Consider the following 23,500-nt stretch of genomic DNA (forward strand, 5'->3'; position numbering starts at 1 on the left):
GTTGGTGACAAACCGTAGCCGTGCGGGCTCATTGCGCCACCACATCTAGCATTGGTCTAAACCACCAGGGAAGGTCGGAGCCCGGGTTCGGCCGAAACCGGACCGCCCGCACCGCGCGTCACAACGCGCTGTACAGGGCGTCGATCAGCGCCATCTTCCGCGGGTCGTCGGCGATATGAGGCCCCATGCGGTTCATGACGTAGCCCATGGACACCCCGGCCTCCGGGTCCGCGAGTCCGCAGGAGCCGCCGAAGCCGTCGTGGCCGAAAGCCCGGGGGTTGGGCCCGTACGAGCCGTTGGCTCCGCTGAGCCACAGGCCGAGCCCGATCTCCGTCTCGCCCACGAACCCGGCGCCCAGCACCAGATCGCGGCAACTGCCCTGCCCCTCGCGCACCCGCTCGGCCGCCTCGGGGGAGAGGACGCGAGTGCCGTCGTACGATCCTTTGCCCGCGAAGATCCCGTACAGCGCGGCGACGGCGCGTGCGGTGCCGTGTCCGTTCGCGGCGGGGATTTCGGCGGCCCGCCACTCGGGCGTGTTGGCCTCGGCCGCGCCCACCAGCGGATTGGCCAGGGCGGCCAGCGCCGCGGGAGTCAACTGGCTGAAGATCGCCGCCTGTTCGCTCGTCGAGGCGGCCGGCGGATGCACCAGCTCGGCGACGCGGCCCGCCTCCTTCCCCGGCAGCCCGATCGTGAAGTCGATCCCGAGCGGCCCGGTCACCTCCCGCGCCAGGAAGGCGCCCGGCAACAACCCCGACACCCGCCGGACCACCTCGCCCACCAGGAAGCCGTAGGTGAAGGCGTGGTACCCGGACGCCGTCCCGGGCTCCCACCAGGGCTCCGTCGCCGCGAGCCGCTGCGTCGTCACTTCCCAGTCGTAGAGCTGTTCCAGCGAGTGAGGCTCACGCGGACCGGACAGCCCGGCGCGGTGCGACAGCAGATGCCGTACGAGCACCTTCTCCTTCCCCGCCGCGGCGAACTCGGGCCAGTACGCGGCCACCGGGGCGTCGAGATCGAGCAGCCCCCGGTCCGCGAGGAGATGCGCGCACAGTGCGACCGGCCCCTTCGACGTCGACCAGACGTTGACCAGCGTGTCCCGCTCCCAGGCCCGGGTGCAGGCCGCGTCGGCCCAGCCGCCCCACAGGTCGACCACCGTCTCGCCGTCGACCGTGACGGTCACCGCCGCGCCGAGCTCGGCCCGGTCCCGGAAGTTCTCCTCGAATGCCGAACGCACCGCCGCGAAGCGTGTGTCGCAATGGCCGTGAACGTGTGGCTTCTGCTGCTCGGACATGGGCCCTCCGTCGTCCGCCGGGACCCCGGACCGCGACGCCGCGACCCGGGCGTCCTGAACGTACCGACTGGTCGGACTGGAGGGAAGGTCACAGGAAGAACATCCGGCCGGCCGGCTCCCGGTGACCGTCGGCCGTGTGCCAGTAGTCGCGGCTCTCGACCGCCAGGCCCGCGTCGTCGAAGCGCACGAAGACACAGCCGGCGAGGGCAGTCGGTGCTCCGCCCTCATCGGCGAGGACCCGGAACTCGGCCACCGCGACGCCGTCCTGCCCGAGGACGGGCGGCGAGAACCGCACATCGGTCACCCGCTCCGCCGCGAACGACCAGAGCAGGTACTCGGCCAGCGCCTCCCGCCCCCGGTGCGGCTCACGGAACGGCATGGAGCGGTGGACGCACTGCTCGGCGTACAGCCCGAGCAGCGCATCCACGTCATGCGCGGCCCAGGCCCGTTCCCAGACCCGGACGAACCGCTCGGCGGCGGCGTGCGTCTCCACTCGGGGCCTCTCAGGCGTACGAGCGCAGCCAGCCCAGCTTGGCCGCCTCCTGGTAGGGGCCGCCGCCCTCGTGGTCGTTGAAGTCGTACACCTCGATCTCCTTGTCGTCGTGCGCCCAGGCGTTGAACGCGGCGAAGACGGTGGACGGCGGGCAGGTCTGGTCCTCCAGAGCCGCCGAGAAGAGCGCGGGGGCCCGGCCGCGGGACGCGAAGTGCACGCCGTCGAAGTAGGAGAGGGTGCGCAGGGCGTCCTCGGAGCGGCCGCGGTGCGTCTTGAGGTAGAGCCCGATCTCCCGGTACGGGTGACGGTCCGTCAGTGTGGCCGCGCGCGGGTAGTCGCACAGGAACGGCACGTCCGGCGCGATCGCCGCCAGGTCGGGGACCAGGCCGCCCACGGCGAGGGTGATCCCGCCGCCCTGGCTGGCACCGAGGGCCACGGTCCGCGCCGGGTCGGTCAGCGGGTGCGAGCGGGCCGCCTCCACCGCCCGCACGGCGTCCGTGAACACCCGGCGGTAGTAGTAGCTCCCCGGGTCGTCGATGCCGCGCGTCATGAAACCGGGGTACGCGGGCGCCCCGCCCACCGGATCGGCGGTGCCGCCACCGCCGCCCCAGGCGCTGCCCTGGCCGCGGGTGTCCATCATGAAGTGCGCCCTGCCCGTGGACGCCCACAGCAGGTTCTCGTGCGGCAGGCCGCGCCCGCCGCCGTAGCCGATGAACTCCACGACCAGCGGCAGCGGTTCGTCCGCCCCGGCGGGCAGCCGCAGCCAGCCCTTCACCGGGTGACCGCCGAACCCGGCGAACGTCACGTCGTACACATCCACCGTGGAAAGCCCGGTCTCGACCGGTTCGAAGCGGGCGTCCAGGTCGTGCTCGCGGGCCTCCTCCAGGGTCTTGGACCAGAACGCGTCGAAGTCCTCGGGCTCGGTGGAGGCGCTGCGGTAGTCACGCAACTCGTCGAGGGGCAGGTCGAACAGGGCCATGAAGGACCGCCTTCGGGTGAGGAGGGCGTGCGGATGATCACACCGTACGTGGGAGGTCCGATGAGTCGCCAGGCCGCGTGTGCACGACGACGCCTTGTCGCCGGTCGTGGATGTGCTGGTCAAGGACACCGCACGGGCGTCGTGCACGGAGGGCGGGAGATCCCGTCGGTCAGGCGGCCGTCACGGGTGATCGGGTCACGCCTTGCGCCGCGTCCACTCCGGCTCGGTACGGGCCCACTCCCGTTCCCACTCCTCCAGCCGGTGCCGCAGGGCCACCCGGCGCACGACGGCGTGCCCGAGCAGCACCACGGCCGCGGCGCCACCCGCGGCGCACACACCCATGGTCAGGGTGTGCTGCCAGACCGCGGTACCGCTCATCGGCGCGGCGACGCTGCGGCCGCGGGTGTCGAACCACACGTCGACCACGTCACCACTGCGCGTGCCGGACGGAACGCGCGCCGTGGTCGTCCGAGCCCCGATGCCGGGCTCCGTCCAGCGCACGGTCACGCGGTACGAGTGCTGGCGCCCGTCCACCGAGGGAAGCGCGTCCGGGACCTTGCCGACCACCTCGCCGCGCACCCGGTGGCGCTCCGCCTGCTGCCGCGCCGCGATCTTCTGCCCGTCGCCATGGGCCCACGCTCCCACGAACGCGCCGGTCAACGGCGCGCCGACCAGCAGCAGGACGGCGGCGACCAGCGCCGTCCACGCCGCAACGACGTCCGACCGGCGCCGTAGCGGACTGCGCCGCCAGCGCCAGCCGCGCACGCGGGTTCGCATGTCGACCTCCTCGCCGTCACGCGTGCGAGTGCCCACATGAGTCTCGTACCCCGTCCATGGAACATCGTTCCCCACAACCCGTACATACGGGAAGTGCCGGGCGATTGGTTCGTATGGGAACGACGGGCGACGGGTCCCTCGCCTCAGCCGAACCGCTCGATCCGGATCCGCTCCACGGGCTGCCCTGCCGCGACCAGCAGCCGCGAGGCGTGCTCGGCGAAGGCGTCGGAGCCGCACACATAGGCCTCCCACCCTCCGTTGGGCGGCCCGGCGAGGAGCGGTGCCACATGGGCGGCCGTCATACGGCCGACGGGCACACCCTCCGGCGCGCTCCGCGTGAACACGGGCGTCGTCTCCGGGCCGTACTCCCGCGCGTAGATGAGCTCCTCGGGGCCGCGCGCGGACACCAGCAGGCGCAGCGGCACGGACAGTCCGCGCGCCCGGTGGTGGCGCACCATCGACATCAGCGGTACGACTCCGGAGCCGGCGCCGACCAGCAGCGCGGGCCGGTCGCCGGGCCAGGCGAAGAAGCCACTGAGCGGGCCGCGCATCTCGACGCGGTCACCGGGCCGGGCCACCGTGTGGAACCAGCCGGAGACCTCACCCCCCTCGACGTGGTCCAGCGTGAGTTCGATGTGCCCGGAGTCGTCCGGCGCGGAGGCGATCGAGTAGTGGCGCTGGGCCACGTACCCGTCCTCGGCGGTCAGCCGCAGCATCAGGTGCTGGCCGGGCAGGTGCCCCGCCCAGGCGGGCACCGCGAACCGGAAGGTGGAGGCACGTGGCGTCTCGCGCCGGATCTCGGTGAGCGTCGCCGTCTGCCACACCGCGGCCGCGCGACTGCTCACCGCGATCCGCCCGGGCACGGCGAACCGCGTGGGGGGAGTGAAGGTCTCAGTCACCGGAGTACCGCTGTTCCTCCCAGGGGTTGCCCCGGGCGTGATAGCCGTTCTGCTCCCAGAAACCCGGCTCGTCGTGGTCGAGGATCCGCATGCCCGCGATCCATTTGGCGCTCTTCCAGAAGTACAGGTGCGGAACCACCAGTCGCGCCGGGCCACCGTGCTCGGGGGCGAGCGGCTTCCCGTCGTACTCGAAAGCGATCCAGGCTCGCCCGCCGGTCAGATCGGCGAGCGGGAGGTTGGTGGTGTACCCGGTGTGCGAGTAGGCCACGGCGTGGGTGGCGGACGTGTGCGGCCGGACCGCGTCCAGGAAGGCGTCCAGGGACACGCCCCCGAACCGCACCCCGAACTTGGACCAGCTCGTCACGCAGTGGATGTCGCCCTCGTACACGGACCCCGGCAGCGTGTGCGCCTCGTCCCAGTCCCAGGTGTGCGGGCGCTCCACCAGCCCGTCGACACGGAAGGTCCAGTCGGCGGGCGCCAGGTCGGGCGTGACCTCCGCGGACAGCACGGGCCAGTCGTCGCCGGCGTCGTACTGGCCGGGTGGCAGGCCGGGGTCGGGGACGCGGGGGCGTCCGGTGAAGCCTCGGGTGACGTTCATGCGGGTCCTGCGTGACGGGGGTCAATTGCGTACGCATTCAACCGTACGGGCCTGTCGGACGTGCCTCGGCCCCCTCGCGTCCCCCCGGCCATCTAGGCCGTACGCCGTACGCCGTACGAACTCTCCTCGGCCCCGGGAATAGCCACTCGGCGATCTTCCTTGCAGCTGTCGGGCCGGGACCGAGCGGTCCGCGGCGGCGGAGGAGAGTGGGAGCAATGCCGAAGGCGTACGTCTTCACGCGGTACGGCGGCCCGGAGACCGAGGCGCTCGCCGACGTCGAACGGCCGCGTCCCGGCCGCGGTCAGCTGCTCGTCGCGGTGCGCGCGGCGGGCGTGAACCCCGTCGACTGGAAGCAGCGCACGGGCTACCACCGCCCCGGTGAGACCGGCGAGCGCGCCCTTCCCGCAGTCCTCGGCAACGAGGTCGCCGGAGTCGTCGAGGACGTCGGCGACGGGGTCGAGGGTTTCGCCGTCGGGGACGAGGTCTTCGGCAACACGGCGGCAGGCGGCTACACCGAACTCGCTCTGCTGCCCGCCGGGGTGACCGCGCACAAGCCCGCCGCGCTGTCCTTCAGCGACGCCGCGACCCTGCCCGTCGCGGCGGCGACCGCGTACGACGGCATCCGCCGGCTCGACCTGCCCACCGGGGCGACCCTGCTGGTCACCGGTGCGGGCGGCGGCGTCGGCGTGGCGGTCGTGCAGATCGCCCGGGCCCTCGGACTGCGGGTCGTCGGCGTCGCGAGCGAGGGCAAGAAGGACTTCGTGGAGTCGTTGGGCGCGGCGCACGTCCCGTCCGGTGCGGGCTGGGCCGAGCGGGTGCGGCCGGCGGCGCCGGACGGCATCGACGGCGTGTACGACCTCGTCGGCGGTGACGTGCTCACCGAGGCCGCGGACCTGCTCACCGACCGGACGAAACTGATCACCGCCGCGGCTCCGCCCCAGGAGGCGGAGAAGCTGGGCGGCGCACGCGTCGCCCGGGCGCGCACCGCTGCCGTTCTGGAGGCGGTGGCGGACCTCGTACTGAAGGGTCGGTTGGACCCGCAGGTCACACGGACCTTCCCGCTCGACCGGGCGGGCGAGGCGCCGCGCACCGTGGAGGACGGCCACCCCCGCGGCAAGGTCGTGATCGAGGTCGCCCGATGAGCGGCCCGCACGTCCTGGACAACCCGGCCCTCGCCTCCCTCACCGGCCCGCACGCCCACTTCGCCGAGCGGCGCGGCCGGATACTGCGCTACCCCGTCGACATGTCCCCCTGGCAGGCACTCCCCGACGAGCCGGACGCCGACGACTGGGCGGACCTCGCGGCCCTCGCCGGCCCCGGGGCCGAGGTGCCGCTGCCCGGCTTCCGCGGACAGGTGCCGGACGACTGGGAGATCACCTTCAGCATCGAGGGCGTGCAGTTCGTGGACGACGGACTGGCCGCCGAGCCCGACCCGGAGGCGGTCCCCCTGGGCCCCGCCGACATCCCCGAGATGCTCGACCTGGTCGCCCGCACCCAGCCGGGACCGTTCCTCCCGCGCACCATCGAACTGGGCACCTACCTGGGCATACGCCAAGGCGGCTCCCTCGTCGCCATGGCCGGGGAGCGGCTCCACCCGCCGGGCTGGACCGAGATCAGCGCGGTCTGCACCGACCCCGCCTTCCGCGGGGCGGGCCTGGCGACCCGCCTGATCCTCGCCGTCGCCCACGGCATCCGCGAACGTGGCGAGACGCCCTTCCTCCACACCGGAGCGGGCAACACGAACGCCATTCGCCTCTACGAGTCCCTGGGCTTCGGCCTGCGCCTCAGAACGGCGTTCCTGGCGGCACGGGCACCGGAGCGGCTGGGGGAGGCGCGGACGGTGGCGGTGCGACAGGCGGACGCGCCGCTCGGCCGCCGGGAGTTGGGGTAGTGTGAGCCGTCCGGCCGGGGCCTTCCCGGCCCTGAAGGAGCTGAGGAGGTGAGACCCATTACCGCTGTGTCAGGTCGGGTGCTCTCCTCTCACGACAGCACGGATCGCCGGTGGCAGGCGACCAAGGGAGCGCCCTTCGACTTCCGGAAGGCTCTCGGCTTCATGCCCCCACTCTCTCCGTCAGCTCCGTCGCCGCGGTCCACGTCCCGTGACCGCGTCGTCACCGCACTGCGCGCCGCCGGCTGTGTCTTCGCCGAGGACGAGGCGGAGCTGATCCTCGCCACGGCCCGCACGCCCGACGAACTCGCCGTCATGGTCGAGCGGCGCGCAGCGGGCCTGCCCCTCGAACACGTCCTCGGCTGGGCCGAGTTCCGTGGTCTGCGCATCGCCGTCGAAACGGGCGTCTTCGTGCCGCGCCGCCGCACGGAGTTCCTCGTCGCGCAGGCCCTCGTCCGGGCCCCGCACGCATCCGTCGTCCTGGACCTGTGCTGCGGCTCGGGCGCGGTCGGCGCGGCCCTGGCCGACTGCCTCGGCCGGGTCGAACTGCACGCCGCGGACATCGACCCGGCCGCGGTGCGCTGCGCCCGCCGCAACCTCGCCGCCCACGGCGGCCGTGTGCACGCGGGCGACCTGTTCCAGGCGCTCCCGGGCGACCTGCGCGGGCGCGTGGACATCCTCGCGGCCAATGTGCCGTACGTGCCCACGGCCGAGGTCGCCTACCTGCCGGGCGAGGCCCGTGACCACGAGCCCCTGACCGCCCTCGACGGGGGAGCCGACGGCCTGGACGTCCTGCGCCGCGTCGCCGCTGAGGCGCCCCGCTGGCTCGCCCCCGGCGGCTGTCTGCTGGTCGAGACGAGCGAGCGTCAGGCGCCCGCGGCCGTCGAGGCCTTCGCCCGCGCCGGCCTGACCACGAGCCTGGCCACGTCGGAGGAGCTGTACGCCAACGTCCTGATCGGCAGCCTGACGTGATGTGACGTCAGGTGGTCGCCCCGCTGCCCGAGGGGCTGGGGGAGGGAGCGGTCTCCCCCCAGCCCCGGCCGTGGCCGTGGCCGGGGAGCCTGCCGTGCCGGTCGCCCTTACCGTCGTCCTTGCCCGGACCCTTGTCCTCGAAGGTGCCCGCGAGGACGCGGGTCGCGGTCCTGGTGTCGCCGTCACGCGAGCCGACGAGGAAGGCGGTCTCGCCCTTCTTCAGGGCGTCGGCGCCGGAGTCCGAGGCCCCGTCGCGGTTCACGGGGGTGTCCGAAGCGACCTTCCAGGTCCACTCGGCCCCGTCGTCGCTCTTGACCGTGACCTCGTCGCCGTCCACCTTCTCGACGGTGCCGCGCTGCCAGATCCGTACGACCCACTTGCCGGTGTCCCGGTCCTTGACGGTCGCCTCGCCGTGTACGCCCTCACCGCCGAGCCCGAACCACCTGCCGGGGCCGTGCCGCTCTCCGGGCCCGTCCGGCGACGCGGAAGCGGAGGAGGCGGCGGCCGCGGCCGCGCCGCTCTCGCCGGAGTTCCCCGAGGTCGCGGCATAGGCGACGGTGCCGCCCAGGCCCAGGGCGACGACCGTGGCCGCCGCGATCACCGCCCGTCCGCGGGCGGACCGCCGCTGCCACACCCCGCGCAGCGGCGTGCCCTCCCGCTCCGGTCCGCCGGGACCCGACAGCACCTCCATCTCCGACGGTGCGTCGCCACCGGTGTGTTCCTGGTCCGGCTCCTGCATCGCGGCTCACTCTCCTCGACCACCGTGCCCGGCCGGCACTCCTACTGGTGATTGTGTGAGGGAGTCGATAAAAGGCCGGTAATGGATACCTGTGAACTGAGAGCGCCCTTCACAGGTTCGGCTACCGCTCCGCCCGTGCGCGGGCGATGAGCAGGGCCACGTCGTCGTGGTTGTCGGGGTGGTGGAGGGTGCGCAGGAGGACGTCGCAGACCTCCTCGAGGGGGAGTGCCGGGTCGCCCAGGAGCTCCAGCAGCCGGTCCAGGCGCTCGTCGAGGGAGTGCCGGCGCGTCTCGACGAGCCCGTCGGTGTAGAACACGAGCTGGTCGCCGGGCGCGAAGTCGACGGTCGTGGTGGAGAACGCCACGCCGCCCACGCCCAGCGGTACTCCGGTCGGCAGATCGAGCAGCTCCGGGGGCCGTCCGGCGCGGACCCGGGCCGGCGGCAGATGCCCGGCGTTGGCGATCCGGCACTGCCGCGCACGGGGATCGTGGACGGCGTAGACGCAGGTGGCGATGGAGCTGTCGAGTCCCTCCGTGATCTTGTCGAGATGCTCCAGGAGTACGGCGGGATCGAGGTCCAGCGCGGCCAGTGTGGCCGTCGCCGTGCGCAACCGGCCCATCGTGGCGGCGGCGTTGATGCCGCTGCCCATCACGTCGCCCACGACGAGCGCGGTCTTGCCGCCCCCCAGCGGGATCACGTCGAACCAGTCGCCGCCGACCTCGGTGGTGGCACCCGCGGGCTGGTAGCGGGAGGCGACCTCGAGGCCGCCGGTGACGGGCGGGTGGCTCGGCAGGAGGCTGCGCTGGAGGGTGAGGGCGGTGTTGCGGGCGTTCTGGTACCAGCGCGCGTTGTCTATCTGCACGGCCGCGCGGGCGGCCAGCTCCCGGGCCAGCAGCAGGTCGTCCCGGCCGAACGGCTGGGGGTTGCGGGTGCGTTTGAGGTCGAGGGCACCGAGCACCTCGCCGCGTGCGATGAGCGGAACGGCCAGATACGAGTGCACGCCCGCGTGCTGCAGGAGTTCGGCCGCCTCCGCGGAGCGGGCGATGCGCGGCAGGTCCTCGTCCGCCACGTGCGCCACCATGACGGGCCGGCCGGTGCGGACGCACTCCGTGACCAGCCGGTCGGAGGCGTAATGGGCCGACTGCCCGACCGGGTCGGCGGCCCGCAGGGCGTCGGGGGCGTCGGCCGCCTCCACGGCCAGGGCGCGCAGCACCGCCGGTTCGGCCGGACCGAGACTGTTGGGCCGGCCCTCCACCACCCCCTCGAGCAGGTCCACGGCGGCGACGTCGGCGAGCTCCGGTACGGCGACGCCGGCCAGTTCGTGAGCGGTGCGGTCCAGCTCCAGCGTGGTGCCGATCCGGGCTGAGGCGTCGGCGATGAGGGCGAGCCGCCGCCGGGCCGCCTCGGCCTCGGTGGCGGCCAGATGCTGCTCCGTGATGTCCACGGCCATGCCGGCCAGACCGAGGACCGTCCCGGTCGTGTCCTCCAGCCGGTAGAGCGAGATGGACCAGGCGTGCTCCCGTTCCGGATCGGCCGGGGTCCGGCCCACGAGGCGCTGGTTGACGACCGGTGTGCCGCTGCGCAGCACCTCGCGCATGGCCGCCTCGATGGCGTCGGCGTCGATGTCCGGCAGCAGGTCCCGGACCGTCCGGCCGACGTGTTCCTCGGCGGGGATGCCGTTGAGCTGCTCCAGCGCCGCGTTGACCGAGACGTACCGCAGATCGGTGTCCAGGACGGCCAGCCCGATCGGCGCCTGCGCGATCATCCGCGTCGACAGCGCCACGTCCCGCTCCACCCGGCGCACCGTCGACTGGTCCGCGCACAGCCCCAGCGCGTAGACCTCCCCCTGATCGTCCAGGAGGCGCATGTTGCGGAACTCCACCAGCCGTGTGCTGCCGTCCTTGCGCCGGATCGGGAACGCCCCGGCCCAGCCCTGACCGGTGTCCATCACGTCGGAGAACAGCTTGACGACCAGGTCGAGGTGCTGCTCGTGCACCATGATCCGGGCGGCGTACTCCCCGAGCGCCTCCTGTGCCGAGTAGCCGAACAGTTCCTCGGCCTGGGGGCTCCAGAGCACGATGTGCCCCTGGGCGTCCAGGACCACGGAGGCCACGCCCAGCACGTCGAGCAGCCCGGTGGGCCGCACGGCCCCGCGCAGGGGCTCACCGCCCTCGGCCACCGTCGATCTGGCTGCACTCATGACACGCACCGCCTCTGCCGTCCACGCGGCACGCCTTTCCCCCGTGCCGACTCCCCTTGTTCTACCGCGCTCAACCCTTTCTCCGGCGCGTCCCGCGGCCTCCTCCACCATCCCTCGACACGGGGCAGGACGCCCGGTCGACTTCCGGCGTTCCGTTTCTTGGTCTGTACATGACCACCGGGTCCCGCCAGACTGTCCCCGCCCAGCGCGTCCCACCCCCCGACCGAGGAGTCGTTCCCATGCCCCCGCGCACCGCCCGGAGACGTTGGCACGCGGTCCTGACCGGGCTCGTCACCCTGTCCGCCTCAGCAGTCCTGTCCGCCGCCCCGCCCGCCGCCGCGGCCGACACCTGGACGGAGATCGGCTCCGACCGCGCAGATCCGCTGACGGAGAGCCAGGGACTGACCTCGGTCGAGGTCCCCGCCGGAAGTCCCAACCGCTACACCGGAATCGGCACCATACCCCTCGGCGTGAGCAGTCGTGGCTGGAACCACGTGGGCGATCCCGACGCCTCCTACGACGGCTACTACATCGAGCCGTACCAGCGGGACTCGGGCGGCAGCAAGATGTTCCGGGTGCAGGCGCCCGGCGGCGCCTGGTCCGAGTACGTCCACACCCTCGGCAGCGGGGAGGCCCTGAACAACTCCTGGGTCGCGATCTCCCCCGACGGCCAGTGGATGCTGGCCGGCGAGTACGGCACCATGAGCCGACTGCTGGTCTTCCCGACCCCCGGCGTGAACGCGAGCACCTCGCCGTCGGCGAACCTCCCGCAGGTGTCCACCGTCAACCTCGACCACGCCGTACGGGATGTGCAGGGCTGCGACTTCCTCAGTGCGACCCGGTTGCTGTGCTCCTCGGACGACCCGGCGGGCACGCTGTTCGGCATCACCAAGCCGCTGCTGCAGATCGACCTGGCCGCCGCGCCGAGCGGCACGTCGAACGTGTCGGGCCATGTCACCGCCCTGCGCCAGTTGCCGCTGCGCAGCTCCTGCTCGGGCACCTTCGAGGCGGAGGGCATCGACTACGACCGCCGGACGGGCACTCTGCGCGTGATCGTCGTGTCTCCGGGCTTCTGTGTGCTGACGGACAGCAAGACCTACCGCTTCACCCGGAGCTGAGCGGGTGGCCGCGCCGGTGGCCCATCCGGGCCGCCGGTGCTTTTCTTGGGGATGGGGTGCGGTGTCGCGGGAACCCGGGGTACCGCAGCGCGGTCACGAGAGGAGCGATCACGATGGCCAGAGAACGACCGCACCCGGAATCCGTCTCCGTGGAGATCAGCGATTGCAGCAAGGAAGACGCCCGGATCGTGTTCGACACCCTGTGCGCGTGCTTCTCGTCCGACCGGTGTGCCGAAGACGTGCCCGAGCAGCTGCACGAGACGCGTCCGATGGTGTGGCTCGGCACGTTCGAAGTCACCGACGAGCACGAGGGAGCCCGCCCGGCCCACCTCGCGGCCTCTGCCACGGCCGACGTCCACGGCGGTTACTGGGCGATCGACCGGTTCCGCAAGACCCTCGACTCCGTGTTCACCGTGCGCGACCTCAGCACGGTCTCGGGCGACCAGGAGAGGGAGCTGCACGTCCGGCTCGAGAGCAAGTGAGCGCTACCCCGCGTCGAGCAGGCTGATCACGGCCCGACGGTAGACCGCGTGGACCTCCGGAAGGCGGGCGAGGTCCACGCTCTCGTCGACGCCGTGCAGACCCTCGTACGGCAGCCCGAAGCCGGCCGTCGCCGGGATGCCCTGGGCCGCGAGCAGGTTGCCGATGTTCGAGGGCCCGGCGGTCTTCGCCCGAACCTTCACGCCCTCCCGTGCGGCGGCGCCCAGGAGCGCGGCGGCGGGCTGCTCGTCCTCGCTCAGCCGGTACGGCGGCCAGGAGGCCACCGGCGTGACACCGGTCGCCCGCGGGCCCGGCAGTGAGCCGTCCAGTTCGGCGACGGCGCCGCGCACCAGGGCATCGGCGGCGCGGGCGTCGAAACCCGGTGTGGTGCGGACGTCCACGCCGAGCTCACACAGGTCCGGTACCACCGAGAAGCCCTGGCCGCCGTGGCAGGCGGTCACCGTGAGCTTCGGCGGCAGCGGGAAGCGCTCGTCGGCGCCGGGCAGCCCGGCCGAGTCCAGGAGGCGTACGAGGTGGGCCGCCCGCGAGACGGCCCCGACAGCGGGGCGGCTCGACCCGGAGTGCCCCGATGCTCCGTGCACGGTCAGGGTGGCCCGCCAGAGCCCGCGGCCGCCGACCACGACTTCGTCCAGCCCCGGGTAGCCGATCATCACCCCGGCCGGGCGTGCGGCGGCCGGGTCGGCGAGGTAGGCGCGGGCGCCCCCGAAACCCCCGGTGTGCTCGTCGACGTCCAGCAGCACCGCGAGCCCGCCGCGCAGGGCGTCCGCCCGGCCGTGGAGCTCGGCCGCGATGTGGCAGAACAGCGCTGCGGCGAGTTTGGAGTCGGCCGCGCCCCGGCCCCGCAGCCTGCCGTCGGCGACGTCGCCGCAGTCGGGCGGAAACGACCAGGCGGTCTCGTCGCCGTAGGGAGCGGTGTCCACGCAGGCGTCCAGCGCCCACCAGGGGCCGGGCCGCCCGCCCGCGATCTCCACCAGGAGCCCGACGACGGCTCCCTCGGCATCCTGCAGGCGGCGATGCGGCAGGCCCCGTGCGGCGAGCCAGTTCTCCAGAACGGCCAGCACGGGCCCGTAGTCGTCGATGCCGCCGCGGCTCGGGCGGCGGACCAGTTCCTGGGCGAGCTCGATGACTTCCGCGGTCATGGTGCCACTGTGCCCGACCGTGTCCCGTGTCACCCTCGCCTGGTTGTGCAACTAGTTGCACAAACCCCGGGCGGTCCTCTACAACAGAGAGGCACCGCACCGCCCACGGAGGGGTCCCATGAGCCGTTACCCGCACCTGCTGAGCCCGCTCGACCTGGGCTTCACCACGCTGCCCAACCGTGTCCTGATGGGCTCCATGCACGTCGGCCTGGAAGAGGCCGAGCGCGGGTTCGAGCGGATGGCCGCGTTCTACGCCGAGCGGGCGCGCGGGGGAGTCGGGCTGATCGTCACCGGTGGCATCGCGCCCAACGAGGAGGGGCGGCCGTACGAGGGCGGTGCCAAGCTCACCACGGACGAGGAGGCCGAGCAGCACCGGGCGATCACCGAGGCCGTGCACCGTGAGGGCGGCCGGATCGCGATGCAGATCCTCCACTTCGGCCGGTACGCCTACCACCGGGACCTGGTCGCACCCAGCCCGATCCAGGCGCCGATCAGCCCCTTCCCGCCCCGCGAGCTCACCGACGCCGGCGTCGAGCGGACCATCGACGACTACGCCCGCGCCGCCCGCCTCGCCCGGCAGGCCGGATACGACGGCGTGGAGATCATGGGCTCCGAGGGCTACCTGATCAACGAGTTCATCGCCGCGCAGACCAACCATCGCACCGACCGCTGGGGCGGCTCGTACGAGAACCGCATGCGCCTCCCGGTGGAGATCGTCCGGCGGGTGCGCGAGGCGGTCGGCGAGGACTTCATCGTCGTCTACCGGCTGTCCATGCTGGATCTCGTCCCCGGCGGATCGTCGCTGGAGGAGGTGATCACGCTCGCCAAGGCCGTCGAGGCGGCCGGGGCGACGATCATCAACACCGGCATCGGCTGGCACGAGGCCCGCATCCCCACCATCGCCACCTCCGTGCCGCGCGGCGCGTACACATGGGTCACCAAGCGGCTCATGGGCGAGGTGTCGATCCCGCTCGTGACCACCAACCGCATCAACACCCCCGAACTGGCTGAGCAGTTGGTCGCCGACGGCTGTGCGGACATGGTGTCGATGGCCCGCCCCATGCTCGCCGACCCCGACTTCGTCGCCAAGGCCGCGGCCGGGAGGCCCGACGCCATCAACACGTGTATCGGCTGCAACCAGGCCTGCCTCGACCACACCTTCAGCGGCCAGATCACCTCCTGCCTGGTCAACCCGCGGGCCTGCCACGAGACCGAGCTGGTTCTCTCCCCGACCCGGCTGCGCAGGCGCGTCGCGGTCGTCGGCGCCGGGCCGGCCGGACTGGCTTGCGCGGTCTCCGCGGCCGAACGCGGTCACTCGGTGACACTCTTCGACGCCGCGAGCGAGATCGGCGGCCAGCTCAACGTGGCCCGCAAGGTCCCCGGCAAGCAGGAGTTCGACGAGACGCTGCGCTACTTCCGTCACCAGCTCGACGCCCACGGCGTGGACGTACGGCTGAACACGCGCGTCGCAGCGGGCGACCTGGCCGACTACGACGAGGTCGTCGTCGCCACCGGCGTCACCCCGCGCACCCCCGACATCCCCGGTGCCGACCACCCCCGCGTCCTCGGCTACCTCGACGTCCTGCGCGACGGCGCCCCCGTCGGCGACCGGGTCGCGATCCTCGGCGCGGGCGGCATCGGCTTCGACGTGGCCGAGTACCTGACCGACGGCGGCGACAAGGCGAGCGAGGACCCGGCGACGTACTTCCGGCACTGGGGCGTCGACATGGACTACCGGGCGCCGGGCGGCCTCGCGGCCCCCGAGCGGCCCGCCCCGCCGCGCACCGTCCACCTGCTGCAGCGCAAGACCAGCAAGGTCGGCGCCGGACTCGGCAAGACCACCGGCTGGATCCACCGCACCGAACTCAAGCACCGGGGCGTCACCATGGTCCCGGGCGTGCGCTACGACCGCATCGACGACGCGGGGCTGCACATCACCGTCGGCGACGAGTCCACGGTCCTGGAGGTCGACACGATCGTGCTGTGCACCGGGCAGGAGCCGCGCCGGGACCTGTACGAGGAGCTGGTCGCCGCGGGCCGCAGCGCGCACCTGATCGGTGGCGCCGACGTGGCCGCCGAACTGGACGCCAAGCGCGCCATCAAGCAGGGCACCGAGGTCGCGGCCACCCTCTAGGGGCCGTCCCTAGGATGACTCCATGTCACTCCCGCACGCGATCCTCACCGCCCTGCTCGAGAAGCCGTCCTCGGGGCTGGATCTGACCCGCCGGTTCGACAAGTCGATCGGCTACTTCTGGTCGGCGACGCACCAGCAGATCTATCGCGAGCTGGGAAAACTGGAGGCTGAGGGGTACATCCGGGCCCTGCCCGCCGAGCAGCCGGCCCGAGGGCAGAAGAAGAACTACGAGGTCCTGCCCGCGGGCCGCAGCGAACTCGCCCGCTGGACCGCCGCGTCCCAGGACCCGAAGCCGCACCGCGACGCGCTGCTGCTGCGGCTGCGCGCCGCGGCCGTGGTCGGCACCGAGGGTATCGAGGCCGACCTGCGCCGCCATCTCGAGCTGCACCGGCGCCAGCTGGCCGAGTACGAGGCGATCGAGCAGCGCGACTTCCCGCCCGGCAAGGACGCCCCTCAGGCCCGGCTGCAGCACCTGGTGCTGCGGGCCGGCATCGAGCTGGAGACCTTCTGGACGCGGTGGCTCGACGAGGCACTGGAGGCCTTCGCCGAGCTGCAGGGTCGCGAAACGGCGTGAGCGGGAAAGTGGTTCAGAGCCGGTAGGGCTTGGAGCGGCGGCGCAGGAACCAGCCCGCCGCGATGACCCCCGTGCCCACCAGGGCACCGCCCACCGCCATCGTGACCGGCCCCAGGTCCCTGGCGGCACCGCCGAGACCGCCCATGACCCCGCGCGAGGGCGAGGCCGTCGCGGAGATCGTCGGGGTGGAGGGGGCCGACACGATGACGGACTGGGTGCCGGCGGTGCTGCCGTTCGAGCACACCACGATCACGGTGTACGTGCCGGGGCTCACGTTCGACCAGGCGGCGGACTGGCTCACGGTCGTCCCGGTCAGCGCCACCTGGCGGCCCTGGGAGAAGTTCGCCTGACTGCTGTTCAGCAGCGAGGCGGTCCCCCAGCTGCCGTTGATCTGGGTGCACGCACTGGTCACGACCGAGACCGTGGAGCCTGTTGTGCTCACGGAGATGCCCGAGACCCGGGCGGCGGCCGGCCCGGCGGCGAGGGCGAGGGGAAGAGCGACGGCGGCCGTGGCGGTCAGGCCGGAGCGGAGGAGAGGAAGAGTAGTGCGCATGGGCAGGGTCCTCCGGCTGCACGGTTGGCGGTACATCCCTTGCGCCGCCGGGGGTCGGGAACGCCCGTGCTGCCTCAGGGGAAGCCAACGTGCCCCCGGCCCGTCCCGCATGCGGGCCGACCCGGGCAGGTGACGGATTCCTCCGTACGGCCGATGCCCGGGACCTGCTCAATGTCGGGAGCCGTCGCCCGCGCTGGTCGTCACCGTCCGCTCGACCGACCAGCCGCCCCAGGTGCCGTCCGGCAGCCTGGCCCGGATCCGTACCCGGTGGGCGATTCCGGCCTCGCGTCCGACGTAGAAGCTGTACGTCGCCCGCCGCTGCGGCGCGGTCCCGCCCCACACGAGCGAGGTGGCCAAACGCCCGTCGAGCTCGAGCCCGTACTCGGTGATCACGCCGTCCGCCTGCGGCGGTGTCCAGGACAGGTCGAGGTGGTACGCCCCGTCGGCACGGTGGCTCGTCGCGCGGAAGTCCGTCGGGGCGGTGCCCCGGCCGTCGTCGGTGCCCGCGGCGGTCGTGAGGCGGAGGGCGTTACTCGGCGGTGAGACGTTGTCGGCCGCGTCCCGCGCACGGACGGTGAAGGAGTAACGGGTGCCGGGCCGCAGACCCGTGACCACCGTCGCGGTCTGTCCAGCGCCCACACTGTGGATCTTCGCCGTGCCCTGGTGGACGTCGTACGACAGCACGCCCCGGTCGTCCGTGGAGCGGGACCAGGACAGCCGGACCGCCCGGCTGCCGGCCGCGCTGCCGGCCAGGTCGCCCGGGCGGGTCGGAGCCGAGCGGTCCGCGGCAACGGCCGCCGGAGTCGTGGCCCCGGCCTCGCGACTGCGCGGCCCGAGCCGTCCGTCGGTGTCCCGGGCCCGCACGGTGAAGTGGTACGTGGTGGACGGACTGAGCCCCGTGACGTCCACCATGTGTTCGGAACCGGTTACTTCCCTGACCTTGGTGGCGCCGCGATACACCTCGTACCCGCTGATGCCCTCGGCCGCGGAGACCGCGTTCCACATGACGTGCACGCTCGTCGCGCTGCCCGCCGCGGCGGTGACGCCCGTCGGCGCCCCCGGCAGCCGTCCGCCCTCGTCGCCGCCCGCCCCCGCCCACCCGCAGGACGCCACCAGGAGGACTCCGCACAGCAGCACGCGTCGCACGATTCCGCCTCCCGGCACGGACGACGAGTAATGGTACGGACCAATATGACCCGCTGACGCGACCACATCAAGAGGGCGCCGGTGATTCGTCAAGGAGTGCTACCGCCGTTGGTGACGAGTCGCGGTGGTTACGTATGCTGAGGCTACTCACGGCCGAACTCTCCACGAGGGCTGGGGACTTCGTGCCGGTGGCGCGGACCGCTGTCGTCGCTGATCCCGCGCCGGCGTGGGCGGCCGGGAGGCCGGAGCCGAAACGGGCTCGGGCCCCCGCCCCCTGTCGGGCCGTCAGAGTGCCTGCGCCGTACGGGCCCCTCGAGGTGGCAGCATGATCGGATCGGTACCAGATTGAGCCGAGTGTCCGTCAATGCCCCCCACGAGAGGGTCTCCTATGGTGCACGTCCAGCCGCTGACCCTGGCCGCGACCGGCCTCGCCCTGCTGGCCCCGACGGCGCTCGCGACGACTCCCGGCTCCCCGGACACTCCGGAGGAGCCGGTGGTACGGCGCGAGGACCCCGTCAGCGCCGCCGACCTGCTGGCCGAGGTGCGTGACTGCGCCCCCGTCTCCCACCGTCGCTACCGCAGGGACGCGGGCGAGCCCGCGAACATTCCGGTCTGCGGCAGCCGTGGCGCCGTCTTCTGGAAGGCCGACATGGACATCGACTGCGACGGTCGTCCCGGCCGGCGCTGCAACAGCCGCAGCGACCCCGGGTTCTCGGCCTCGACGGCCTGTCAGCAGTCCGACGGCCGCTACCTGAGCGCCGAGAAACTGCCGTACATCGTCCTGCCCGCGCCGAGCCGCATCTGGGACCGTCGCAGGTACGGAATCCGCTGCGGCTCGGTCGCGGCCGTCGTCCGCGGCGACCGGGTGCAGTACGCGGTCGTCGGCGACACGGGAGGGCACGACGTCATCGGCGAGGCGTCCTACGCCGCCGCCAAGGCGCTCGGCATCCGCCCCGACCCGCGCCGCGGCGGCGCGCGCTCCGGCGTGACCTACATCGTCTTCAAGGACTCCGACGTGTCGCCGATCGAGAACCACGCCGCCGCCGTCGAGGTGGGGGAGCGGCTGGCGCGGCTCTTCGTCGAGGGGAACTGAACCGCCCGCCGGGTGGGACGTCAGACCGCCGACCAGCCGTCGTCCACGGGCAGGACCACGCCGTTGATGTTGCTCGCCGCGTCCGAGGCGAGGAACACTATCGCGGCCGCCTGCTCCTCCGCCCGGGCCATCTTGCCGAGGTTGACGAAGTGCGGGCCGAGCGCCGTCGGTCCGTGTGCGCCCGGCTCGGCATCCACGGCGATGGCGGTGTGGGTGCCGCCCGGGGCGATGGCGTTCGCGCGGATGCCCTGCTTCCGGTACATCACCGCGAGGGACTTCGTCAGGCCGACGATCCCGTGCTTCGAGGCCGTGTACGCCGCGCCCGCCGCGCTGCCCCGCAGACCGGCCTCGGAGGCCGTGTTGACGATCGCGCCCCGGCCGGCGGCCAGCATGTGCGGCAGCACCGCCCGGGTGAGCAGGAACGGCGCGGTGAGGTTGACCCGGATGACCCGCTCCCACTCCGCGTCGCCGACGTCCGCGAGCGCCGACATGCGGTCCATGATCCCGGCGTTGTTCACCAGGACGTCCACTCCGCCGAAGCGCTCCACGGCCGTCGCGGTCGCCCGGTCGACCACGGCCTGCTCGCTCAGGTCGCCCGTCACGGCGACGGCCGTCCCGCCTGCCTGCTCCATCTCCTTGACGGCCGTCTCGGCGCCCTCGGTGTTGAGGTCGGCCACCAGGACTCGCGCCCCCTCCGCGGCGAAGGCCAGCGCGGTGGCGCGCCCGATGCCCGAGCCCGCTCCCGTGACGATGACGCTGCGGCCGTCCAGTCCAGTGGCCATGTGGTGCTCCTCGGTGTGCGATGTGGGGCGTCGAGCCCGGTGCGCCAACACAGTACGACTTAATGTCTCTGAGTGACATAAAGTCGTGGTGGAGAATTCCGGGAGAGCGATCACCGGATCCGGAGGTAGTGATGGCCGCACCCCGCGGACGTACGGGACGACCGCCCCTGACGGAGGAGCGCAAGGCCGAGATCCGGCTGGAGATCGCCCGGGCCGCGGTGGACCTGTTCGTCGCCCAGGGCGTCGCGGCGACAACCGGCGAACAGATCGGGCAGGCGGTCGGGGTCTCGGCGCGCACGGTGTGGCGGTATTTCCCGAGCAAGGAGAGTTGCGTACGGCCGCTGTTCACGGCGGGGATCGAGATGACCGCCGCCCGCCTCCGGGCGTGGCGCCCCGGACAGCCCCTCGAGCAGATCTTCGCGCGGGACTTCGCCGGCGACCTGCGCTCGGTCGCCGGGCCCGACCCCGCCACGGTCGGAGCACTGGTGCGGCTCACCCGCGCCGAGCCCGGCCTGCGCGCGATCTGGCTTCAGGCATACGACGAGGCGGAACCGGCGTTCGCCCGCGCCCTCGCCGAGCGGGCCGGGCTGCCCGACGACGACCTCCGGTCGGCCATTCGGGCGGCGATGTTCAACGCCGCCCTGCGCGCAGCGGTCGAGTACTACGCCTGGCACACCGCCGACACGGAGGCCGGGCGGGCGACGGCGGAGGCCGAGCTGGCGGCGACCCTGCGCTCGGCCCTCGCAGTGGCGGTGGAAGGGCTCTCGTAAGAACGGCGGCCGTGCCGGGGCGGGTTCACACCTTCCGATAGGAGTACGCCTCCGCGGCCGCCGCCTCCACCGCGTCCAGGTCGGCTCCGGTGGCCGCCGTGACGACCGCGGCCACCGCCCCTTCCACGAACGGGGCGTCCACCAGGCGGGTGCCGCCGGGGAGTTCGTCGCCCTCGGCGAGCAGCGCCTTCACTGTCAGTACCGCGCTGCCGAGGTCGGTGAGCACGGCGACTCCGGCACCCCGGTCCACGGAGGCAGCCGCGGCGGCGATCAGTTCGGCGCTCGTACCGATGCCGCCACCCTCCGTGCCGCCCGCCGCGGCGACGGGGACCGCGGTCCCGCCGCCCGCGAGCCCCTGCGCCAACTCGGCGACCGAAACGGCCACTTGGGCACTGTGCGACACCAGTACGATCCCGACGAGCTGCCCGCCCGGTGCGTCACTCACCGTTGGCCTCCGCCAGAGCGGCGATCAGGAGTGCCGACGACGTCGCACCGGGGTCCTGGTGCCCGATGCTGCGCTCCCCGAGATAGCTCGCCCGGCCCTTGCGGGCCTGCAGCGGCGTCGTCGCCAGGGCGCCCTCCTCGGCGGCGGCCCGGGCCGCGGCGAATCCGTCCCCGAGCGCGTCGACGGCCGGCACCAGGGCATCGACCATCGTCTTGTCGCCGGGCGTCGCACCGCCGAGCGTCATCACCGCGTCCACGCCCTCGCGCAACGCCTGCGCGAACTGTTCCGCACTGACCTCGGCGGCATCGCCCAGCGCCTTTCCGGTCCTGCGCAGCAAAGTGCCGTACAGCGGTCCCGACGCCCCGCCGACGGTCGAGATGAGCCGGCGGCCCGCGAGGGTCAGGACTTCACCCGGAGTCGCGGGCGCCTCCTGCTCCAGTGTGGCGGTCACGGCGGTGAAACCGCGCTGCAGATTGATGCCGTGGTCGGCGTCCCCGATCGGCGAGTCGAGCGCGGTGAGCCGTTCCGCCTCGCGGACGACGGACGCGGCGGTCGCCTTCATCCAACGGCGGAAGAAGTCGGCGTCGAGCACTGGATCTCCTTGCGTGGTAGATAGGTTGATCGCCTCGCGGCGCCGCTCACACACCCCAGCGCAGGCCCGGCGTCCTCACCGGCGCGTCCCAGAGCCGCAGCAGTTCCTCGTCGATCTGGCACAGGGTGACGGAGGCGCCGGTCATGTCCAGGGACGTCACGTAGTTGCCGACGAGCGTGCGGGCGACGGCGACACCCCGCTCGGTGAGCACGCGCTGGACCTCGGCGTTGAAGCCGTACAGCTCCAGCAGCGGAGTCGCTCCCATGCCGTTGACCAGGACCAGCACGGGATTGCGCGGCGGCATGTCCTCCAGGATCGCGTTGACCGCGAAGTCCGCGATCTCGCCGGAGGTCATCATGGGCCGCCGCTCCCGGCCCGGCTCGCCGTGGATGCCGATGCCCAGCTCCAGCTCGCCCTGCGGCAGGTCGAAGGTGGGGCTGCCCTTGGCGGGCGTGGTGCACGCGCTGAGCGCGATGCCGAAGCTGCGGGAGTTCTCGTTGACCTGCCGGGCGATGGTCTCCACGCGTTCCAGTGGCTGTCCCTCCTCGGCCGCGGCGCCCGCGATCTTCTCCACGAACAGCGTCGCCCCGGTGCCGCGCCGCCCCGCCGTGTAGAGGCTGTCGGTGACCGCCACGTCATCGTTGACCAGCACCTTCGCCACCTGGATGCCCTCGTCCTCGGCGAGTTCGGCCGCCATGTCGAAGTTGAGGACGTCGCCGGTGTAGTTCTTCACGATGAACAGCACACCCGCCCCGCTGTCCACGGCGGCGGCCGCGCGCACCATCTGATCGGGTACGGGAGAGGTGAACACCTCACCCGGGCAGGCCGCCGACAGCATTCCGGGGCCCACGAAACCGCCGTGCAGCGGTTCGTGGCCCGAACCGCCACCGGAGACGAGCGCGACCTTGCCGGCGACGGGGGCGTCCCGCCGTACGACCACCCGGTTCTCGACGTCCACGGTCAGCTCGGGGTGGGCGGCGGCCAGGCCCCGCAGCGCGTCCGCGACCACGGTCTCCGGGACGTTGATGAGCATCTTCATGGATACCTCCTGGTGGGCGGGCAGCCGGTGCTCCGACCCGTGGTGCCGGTCGGAGCGGGCAGACGGGTGTGCTCGGTGGTGCGGACCGTGGCGGTGGGGATCCGGGGACGGCGGGGCCGGCGCCGGCTGCGCTGACTTCTCGTCAGTCGCGGGGGCGGTACGGAGTGACCCTCACGGCAGTCCACTCTCGGAAGTATCGGCGTTCGAGGGGCGATGGTCACGTGTGCGGGCGGTCCCGGGCGCGTGCGGGTCCCTCGCGATCCTCTCCCGGGCGACATCTGCGTGGTCCGGTCAGTACTCTCCGAACCATGCGGATCTCTGTTTCCTCGGACATGGACGAACCCGTGGCCCGCTCCCTCGTCGCGGAGTTGCGCAGCCGTGGTCACGAGGTGACGACGTACGGGGCGCTGCACCCCGGGGACGACGCCCAGTGGGCGGTCTGCTCGGAGACGGCGGCCCGGGAGGTGTCGGCCGGGACCGCCGACCAGGCGGTCGTGTGCTGCTGGACCGGCACGGGCGCGTCGATCGCCGCGAACAAGGTGCCGGGGGTGCGGGCGGCGCTGTGCACCGACGCCTACACCGCGGAGGGCGCCCGCCGCTGGAACGACGCCAACGTGCTGGCGCTGAGCCTGCGGCTGACCTCCGAGCCGCTGCTCAAGGAGATCCTCGACGCGTGGTTCGCGGCCGAGGCCAGTGACGACGCGGAGGACCGGCAGAACGTGGAGCATGTCGGGCGGCTGGACCTCGGCAGGGACGTTTCCTAGGCTTTCACGGCTTTCGC

The 23,500-nt window shown here is 72.8% G+C and carries 25 protein-coding genes; 10 read left to right on the plus strand and 15 right to left on the minus strand.

What is annotated here, in order from left to right:
• Nucleotides 1-118 precede the first annotated feature (118 nt).
• From ABZO29_RS40700 to ABZO29_RS40725, 6 genes are all read right to left on the minus strand, one after another.
• Nucleotides 119-1,288: a serine hydrolase domain-containing protein gene (locus tag ABZO29_RS40700; protein WP_367325220.1), complete on the minus strand. Its 1,170-nt coding sequence runs from the start codon at nucleotides 1,286-1,288 to the stop codon at nucleotides 119-121.
• Between the two features lie 88 nt (nucleotides 1,289-1,376).
• The gene (locus ABZO29_RS40705) at nucleotides 1,377-1,781 is read right to left on the minus strand and encodes a nuclear transport factor 2 family protein (RefSeq protein WP_367325221.1); all 405 of its coding nucleotides are present in this window, start codon (nucleotides 1,779-1,781) and stop codon (nucleotides 1,377-1,379) included.
• Between the two features lie 10 nt (nucleotides 1,782-1,791).
• Nucleotides 1,792-2,760, minus strand: a complete 969-nt coding sequence (locus ABZO29_RS40710; RefSeq protein ID WP_367325222.1) for an acetylxylan esterase — start codon at nucleotides 2,758-2,760, stop codon at nucleotides 1,792-1,794.
• 195 nt (nucleotides 2,761-2,955) lie between these two features.
• Nucleotides 2,956-3,537, minus strand: a complete 582-nt coding sequence (locus ABZO29_RS40715; protein ID WP_367325223.1) for a DUF3592 domain-containing protein — start codon at nucleotides 3,535-3,537, stop codon at nucleotides 2,956-2,958.
• A 143-nt stretch (nucleotides 3,538-3,680) separates the two neighbouring features.
• The gene (locus ABZO29_RS40720; RefSeq protein WP_367325224.1) at nucleotides 3,681-4,436 is read right to left on the minus strand and encodes a ferredoxin reductase; all 756 of its coding nucleotides are present in this window, start codon (nucleotides 4,434-4,436) and stop codon (nucleotides 3,681-3,683) included.
• The gene (locus tag ABZO29_RS40725) at nucleotides 4,429-5,034 is read right to left on the minus strand and encodes a sulfite oxidase-like oxidoreductase (RefSeq protein ID WP_367325225.1); all 606 of its coding nucleotides are present in this window, start codon (nucleotides 5,032-5,034) and stop codon (nucleotides 4,429-4,431) included. The genes ABZO29_RS40720 and ABZO29_RS40725 overlap by 8 nt, the downstream gene beginning before the upstream one ends.
• A gap of 215 nt (nucleotides 5,035-5,249) precedes the next feature.
• Here ABZO29_RS40725 and ABZO29_RS40730 point away from each other — a divergent pair, with 215 nt between their 5' ends.
• From ABZO29_RS40730 to ABZO29_RS40740, 3 genes are all read left to right on the plus strand, one after another.
• Nucleotides 5,250-6,176 (plus strand): NADP-dependent oxidoreductase, encoded by a 927-nt coding sequence (locus ABZO29_RS40730; RefSeq protein WP_367325226.1) that lies wholly within the window; start codon nucleotides 5,250-5,252, stop codon nucleotides 6,174-6,176.
• Entirely contained in the window at nucleotides 6,173-6,925 is a 753-nt protein-coding gene (locus ABZO29_RS40735; RefSeq protein ID WP_367325227.1) for a GNAT family N-acetyltransferase, read from the plus strand. Before ABZO29_RS40730 ends, ABZO29_RS40735 begins: the two co-directional genes overlap by 4 nt.
• A 162-nt stretch (nucleotides 6,926-7,087) precedes the next feature.
• Nucleotides 7,088-7,894 (plus strand): putative protein N(5)-glutamine methyltransferase, encoded by an 807-nt coding sequence (locus ABZO29_RS40740; RefSeq protein WP_367325228.1) that lies wholly within the window; start codon nucleotides 7,088-7,090, stop codon nucleotides 7,892-7,894.
• A 7-nt stretch (nucleotides 7,895-7,901) separates the two neighbouring features.
• On the opposite strand, the gene ABZO29_RS40745 is transcribed toward ABZO29_RS40740, so the two are convergent.
• Both ABZO29_RS40745 and ABZO29_RS40750 read right to left on the minus strand, forming a co-directional pair.
• Nucleotides 7,902-8,633 carry a hypothetical protein gene (locus tag ABZO29_RS40745; protein ID WP_367325229.1) on the minus strand — a complete coding sequence of 244 codons (732 nt, stop codon included), beginning with the start codon at nucleotides 8,631-8,633 and terminating at the stop codon, nucleotides 7,902-7,904.
• Between the two features lie 121 nt (nucleotides 8,634-8,754).
• Complete coding sequence (locus tag ABZO29_RS40750) at nucleotides 8,755-10,833, minus strand: SpoIIE family protein phosphatase (RefSeq protein WP_367325230.1); 2,079 nt, start codon at nucleotides 10,831-10,833, stop codon at nucleotides 8,755-8,757.
• 239 nt (nucleotides 10,834-11,072) lie between these two features.
• Here ABZO29_RS40750 and ABZO29_RS40755 point away from each other — a divergent pair, with 239 nt between their 5' ends.
• Nucleotides 11,073-11,951 carry a hypothetical protein gene (locus tag ABZO29_RS40755; RefSeq protein ID WP_367325231.1) on the plus strand — a complete coding sequence of 293 codons (879 nt, stop codon included), beginning with the start codon at nucleotides 11,073-11,075 and terminating at the stop codon, nucleotides 11,949-11,951.
• Nucleotides 11,952-12,064: 113 nt separating this feature from the next.
• Nucleotides 12,065-12,433: a hypothetical protein gene (locus ABZO29_RS40760; protein ID WP_367325232.1), complete on the plus strand. Its 369-nt coding sequence runs from the start codon at nucleotides 12,065-12,067 to the stop codon at nucleotides 12,431-12,433.
• 3 nt (nucleotides 12,434-12,436) lie between these two features.
• On the opposite strand, the gene ABZO29_RS40765 is transcribed toward ABZO29_RS40760, so the two are convergent.
• The gene (locus tag ABZO29_RS40765) at nucleotides 12,437-13,591 is read right to left on the minus strand and encodes a M20 family metallopeptidase (protein ID WP_367325233.1); all 1,155 of its coding nucleotides are present in this window, start codon (nucleotides 13,589-13,591) and stop codon (nucleotides 12,437-12,439) included.
• Between the two features lie 118 nt (nucleotides 13,592-13,709).
• Between ABZO29_RS40765 and ABZO29_RS40770 the strand changes: the two genes are divergently transcribed.
• On the plus strand, nucleotides 13,710-15,725 hold the full coding sequence (locus tag ABZO29_RS40770) for an FAD-dependent oxidoreductase (protein WP_367325234.1): 2,016 nt from the start codon (nucleotides 13,710-13,712) through the stop codon (nucleotides 15,723-15,725).
• A 22-nt stretch (nucleotides 15,726-15,747) separates the two neighbouring features.
• Nucleotides 15,748-16,299 (plus strand): PadR family transcriptional regulator, encoded by a 552-nt coding sequence (locus ABZO29_RS40775; RefSeq protein ID WP_367325235.1) that lies wholly within the window; start codon nucleotides 15,748-15,750, stop codon nucleotides 16,297-16,299.
• 13 nt (nucleotides 16,300-16,312) lie between these two features.
• Here ABZO29_RS40775 and ABZO29_RS40780 read toward each other — a convergent pair whose 3' ends face one another.
• Nucleotides 16,313-16,852: a hypothetical protein gene (locus ABZO29_RS40780; protein WP_367325236.1), complete on the minus strand. Its 540-nt coding sequence runs from the start codon at nucleotides 16,850-16,852 to the stop codon at nucleotides 16,313-16,315.
• A gap of 168 nt (nucleotides 16,853-17,020) precedes the next feature.
• The gene (locus ABZO29_RS40785; RefSeq protein ID WP_367325237.1) at nucleotides 17,021-17,998 is read right to left on the minus strand and encodes a fibronectin type III domain-containing protein; all 978 of its coding nucleotides are present in this window, start codon (nucleotides 17,996-17,998) and stop codon (nucleotides 17,021-17,023) included.
• Between the two features lie 391 nt (nucleotides 17,999-18,389).
• Between ABZO29_RS40785 and ABZO29_RS40790 the strand changes: the two genes are divergently transcribed.
• On the plus strand, nucleotides 18,390-19,091 hold the full coding sequence (locus tag ABZO29_RS40790; protein WP_367326377.1) for a glycoside hydrolase family 75 protein: 702 nt from the start codon (nucleotides 18,390-18,392) through the stop codon (nucleotides 19,089-19,091).
• Nucleotides 19,092-19,111: 20 nt separating this feature from the next.
• On the opposite strand, the gene ABZO29_RS40795 is transcribed toward ABZO29_RS40790, so the two are convergent.
• Entirely contained in the window at nucleotides 19,112-19,873 is a 762-nt protein-coding gene (locus tag ABZO29_RS40795) for an SDR family NAD(P)-dependent oxidoreductase (protein WP_367325238.1), read from the minus strand.
• A gap of 131 nt (nucleotides 19,874-20,004) precedes the next feature.
• Between ABZO29_RS40795 and ABZO29_RS40800 the strand changes: the two genes are divergently transcribed.
• Entirely contained in the window at nucleotides 20,005-20,643 is a 639-nt protein-coding gene (locus tag ABZO29_RS40800; protein ID WP_367325239.1) for a TetR/AcrR family transcriptional regulator, read from the plus strand.
• A gap of 25 nt (nucleotides 20,644-20,668) precedes the next feature.
• Here the strand turns inward: ABZO29_RS40800 and ABZO29_RS40805 are convergent, their stop codons facing one another.
• Genes ABZO29_RS40805 through dhaK form a run of 3 tightly spaced genes read right to left on the minus strand, consistent with a single transcriptional unit; the run spans nucleotide 20,669 to nucleotide 22,719 of the window.
• Nucleotides 20,669-21,088, minus strand: a complete 420-nt coding sequence (locus ABZO29_RS40805; RefSeq protein ID WP_367325240.1) for a PTS-dependent dihydroxyacetone kinase phosphotransferase subunit DhaM — start codon at nucleotides 21,086-21,088, stop codon at nucleotides 20,669-20,671.
• Complete coding sequence (dhaL, locus tag ABZO29_RS40810; RefSeq protein ID WP_367325241.1) at nucleotides 21,081-21,680, minus strand: dihydroxyacetone kinase subunit DhaL; 600 nt, start codon at nucleotides 21,678-21,680, stop codon at nucleotides 21,081-21,083. Before dhaL ends, ABZO29_RS40805 begins: the two co-directional genes overlap by 8 nt.
• Before the next feature lie 46 nt (nucleotides 21,681-21,726).
• Nucleotides 21,727-22,719: a dihydroxyacetone kinase subunit DhaK gene (gene dhaK / locus ABZO29_RS40815; protein WP_367325242.1), complete on the minus strand. Its 993-nt coding sequence runs from the start codon at nucleotides 22,717-22,719 to the stop codon at nucleotides 21,727-21,729.
• Nucleotides 22,720-23,027: 308 nt separating this feature from the next.
• Here dhaK and ABZO29_RS40820 point away from each other — a divergent pair, with 308 nt between their 5' ends.
• Nucleotides 23,028-23,483, plus strand: a complete 456-nt coding sequence (locus ABZO29_RS40820; RefSeq protein ID WP_367325243.1) for an RpiB/LacA/LacB family sugar-phosphate isomerase — start codon at nucleotides 23,028-23,030, stop codon at nucleotides 23,481-23,483.
• The last annotated feature ends 17 nt before the right edge of the window (nucleotides 23,484-23,500 follow it).

The sequence above is a fragment of the Streptomyces sp. HUAS ZL42 genome (assembly GCF_040782645.1).
In the GTDB taxonomy this organism is placed as follows: Bacteria; Actinomycetota; Actinomycetes; order Streptomycetales; family Streptomycetaceae; genus Streptomyces.

Excerpts from the sequence above, each read along its gene's own strand:
- ABZO29_RS40745 (WP_367325229.1), bottom strand. The coding sequence starts at position 8,633 with ATGCAGGAGCCGGACCAGGAACACACCGGTGGCGACGCACCGTCGGAG.
- ABZO29_RS40770 (WP_367325234.1), top strand. The coding sequence starts at position 13,710 with ATGAGCCGTTACCCGCACCTGCTGAGCCCGCTCGACCTGGGCTTCACC.
- ABZO29_RS40820 (WP_367325243.1), top strand. The coding sequence starts at position 23,028 with ATGCGGATCTCTGTTTCCTCGGACATGGACGAACCCGTGGCCCGCTCC.
- dhaK (WP_367325242.1), bottom strand. The coding sequence starts at position 22,719 with ATGAAGATGCTCATCAACGTCCCGGAGACCGTGGTCGCGGACGCGCTG.
- ABZO29_RS40725 (WP_367325225.1), bottom strand. The coding sequence starts at position 5,034 with ATGAACGTCACCCGAGGCTTCACCGGACGCCCCCGCGTCCCCGACCCC.
- ABZO29_RS40755 (WP_367325231.1), top strand. The coding sequence starts at position 11,073 with ATGCCCCCGCGCACCGCCCGGAGACGTTGGCACGCGGTCCTGACCGGG.
- ABZO29_RS40730 (WP_367325226.1), top strand. The coding sequence starts at position 5,250 with ATGCCGAAGGCGTACGTCTTCACGCGGTACGGCGGCCCGGAGACCGAG.
- ABZO29_RS40740 (WP_367325228.1), top strand. The coding sequence starts at position 7,088 with ATGCCCCCACTCTCTCCGTCAGCTCCGTCGCCGCGGTCCACGTCCCGT.
- ABZO29_RS40795 (WP_367325238.1), bottom strand. The coding sequence starts at position 19,873 with ATGGCCACTGGACTGGACGGCCGCAGCGTCATCGTCACGGGAGCGGGC.
- ABZO29_RS40775 (WP_367325235.1), top strand. The coding sequence starts at position 15,748 with ATGTCACTCCCGCACGCGATCCTCACCGCCCTGCTCGAGAAGCCGTCC.
- ABZO29_RS40760 (WP_367325232.1), top strand. The coding sequence starts at position 12,065 with ATGGCCAGAGAACGACCGCACCCGGAATCCGTCTCCGTGGAGATCAGC.
- ABZO29_RS40710 (WP_367325222.1), bottom strand. The coding sequence starts at position 2,760 with ATGGCCCTGTTCGACCTGCCCCTCGACGAGTTGCGTGACTACCGCAGC.
- ABZO29_RS40735 (WP_367325227.1), top strand. The coding sequence starts at position 6,173 with ATGAGCGGCCCGCACGTCCTGGACAACCCGGCCCTCGCCTCCCTCACC.
- ABZO29_RS40700 (WP_367325220.1), bottom strand. The coding sequence starts at position 1,288 with ATGTCCGAGCAGCAGAAGCCACACGTTCACGGCCATTGCGACACACGC.
- ABZO29_RS40715 (WP_367325223.1), bottom strand. The coding sequence starts at position 3,537 with ATGCGAACCCGCGTGCGCGGCTGGCGCTGGCGGCGCAGTCCGCTACGG.
- ABZO29_RS40765 (WP_367325233.1), bottom strand. The coding sequence starts at position 13,591 with ATGACCGCGGAAGTCATCGAGCTCGCCCAGGAACTGGTCCGCCGCCCG.
- ABZO29_RS40750 (WP_367325230.1), bottom strand. The coding sequence starts at position 10,833 with ATGAGTGCAGCCAGATCGACGGTGGCCGAGGGCGGTGAGCCCCTGCGC.
- ABZO29_RS40780 (WP_367325236.1), bottom strand. The coding sequence starts at position 16,852 with ATGCGCACTACTCTTCCTCTCCTCCGCTCCGGCCTGACCGCCACGGCC.
- ABZO29_RS40800 (WP_367325239.1), top strand. The coding sequence starts at position 20,005 with ATGGCCGCACCCCGCGGACGTACGGGACGACCGCCCCTGACGGAGGAG.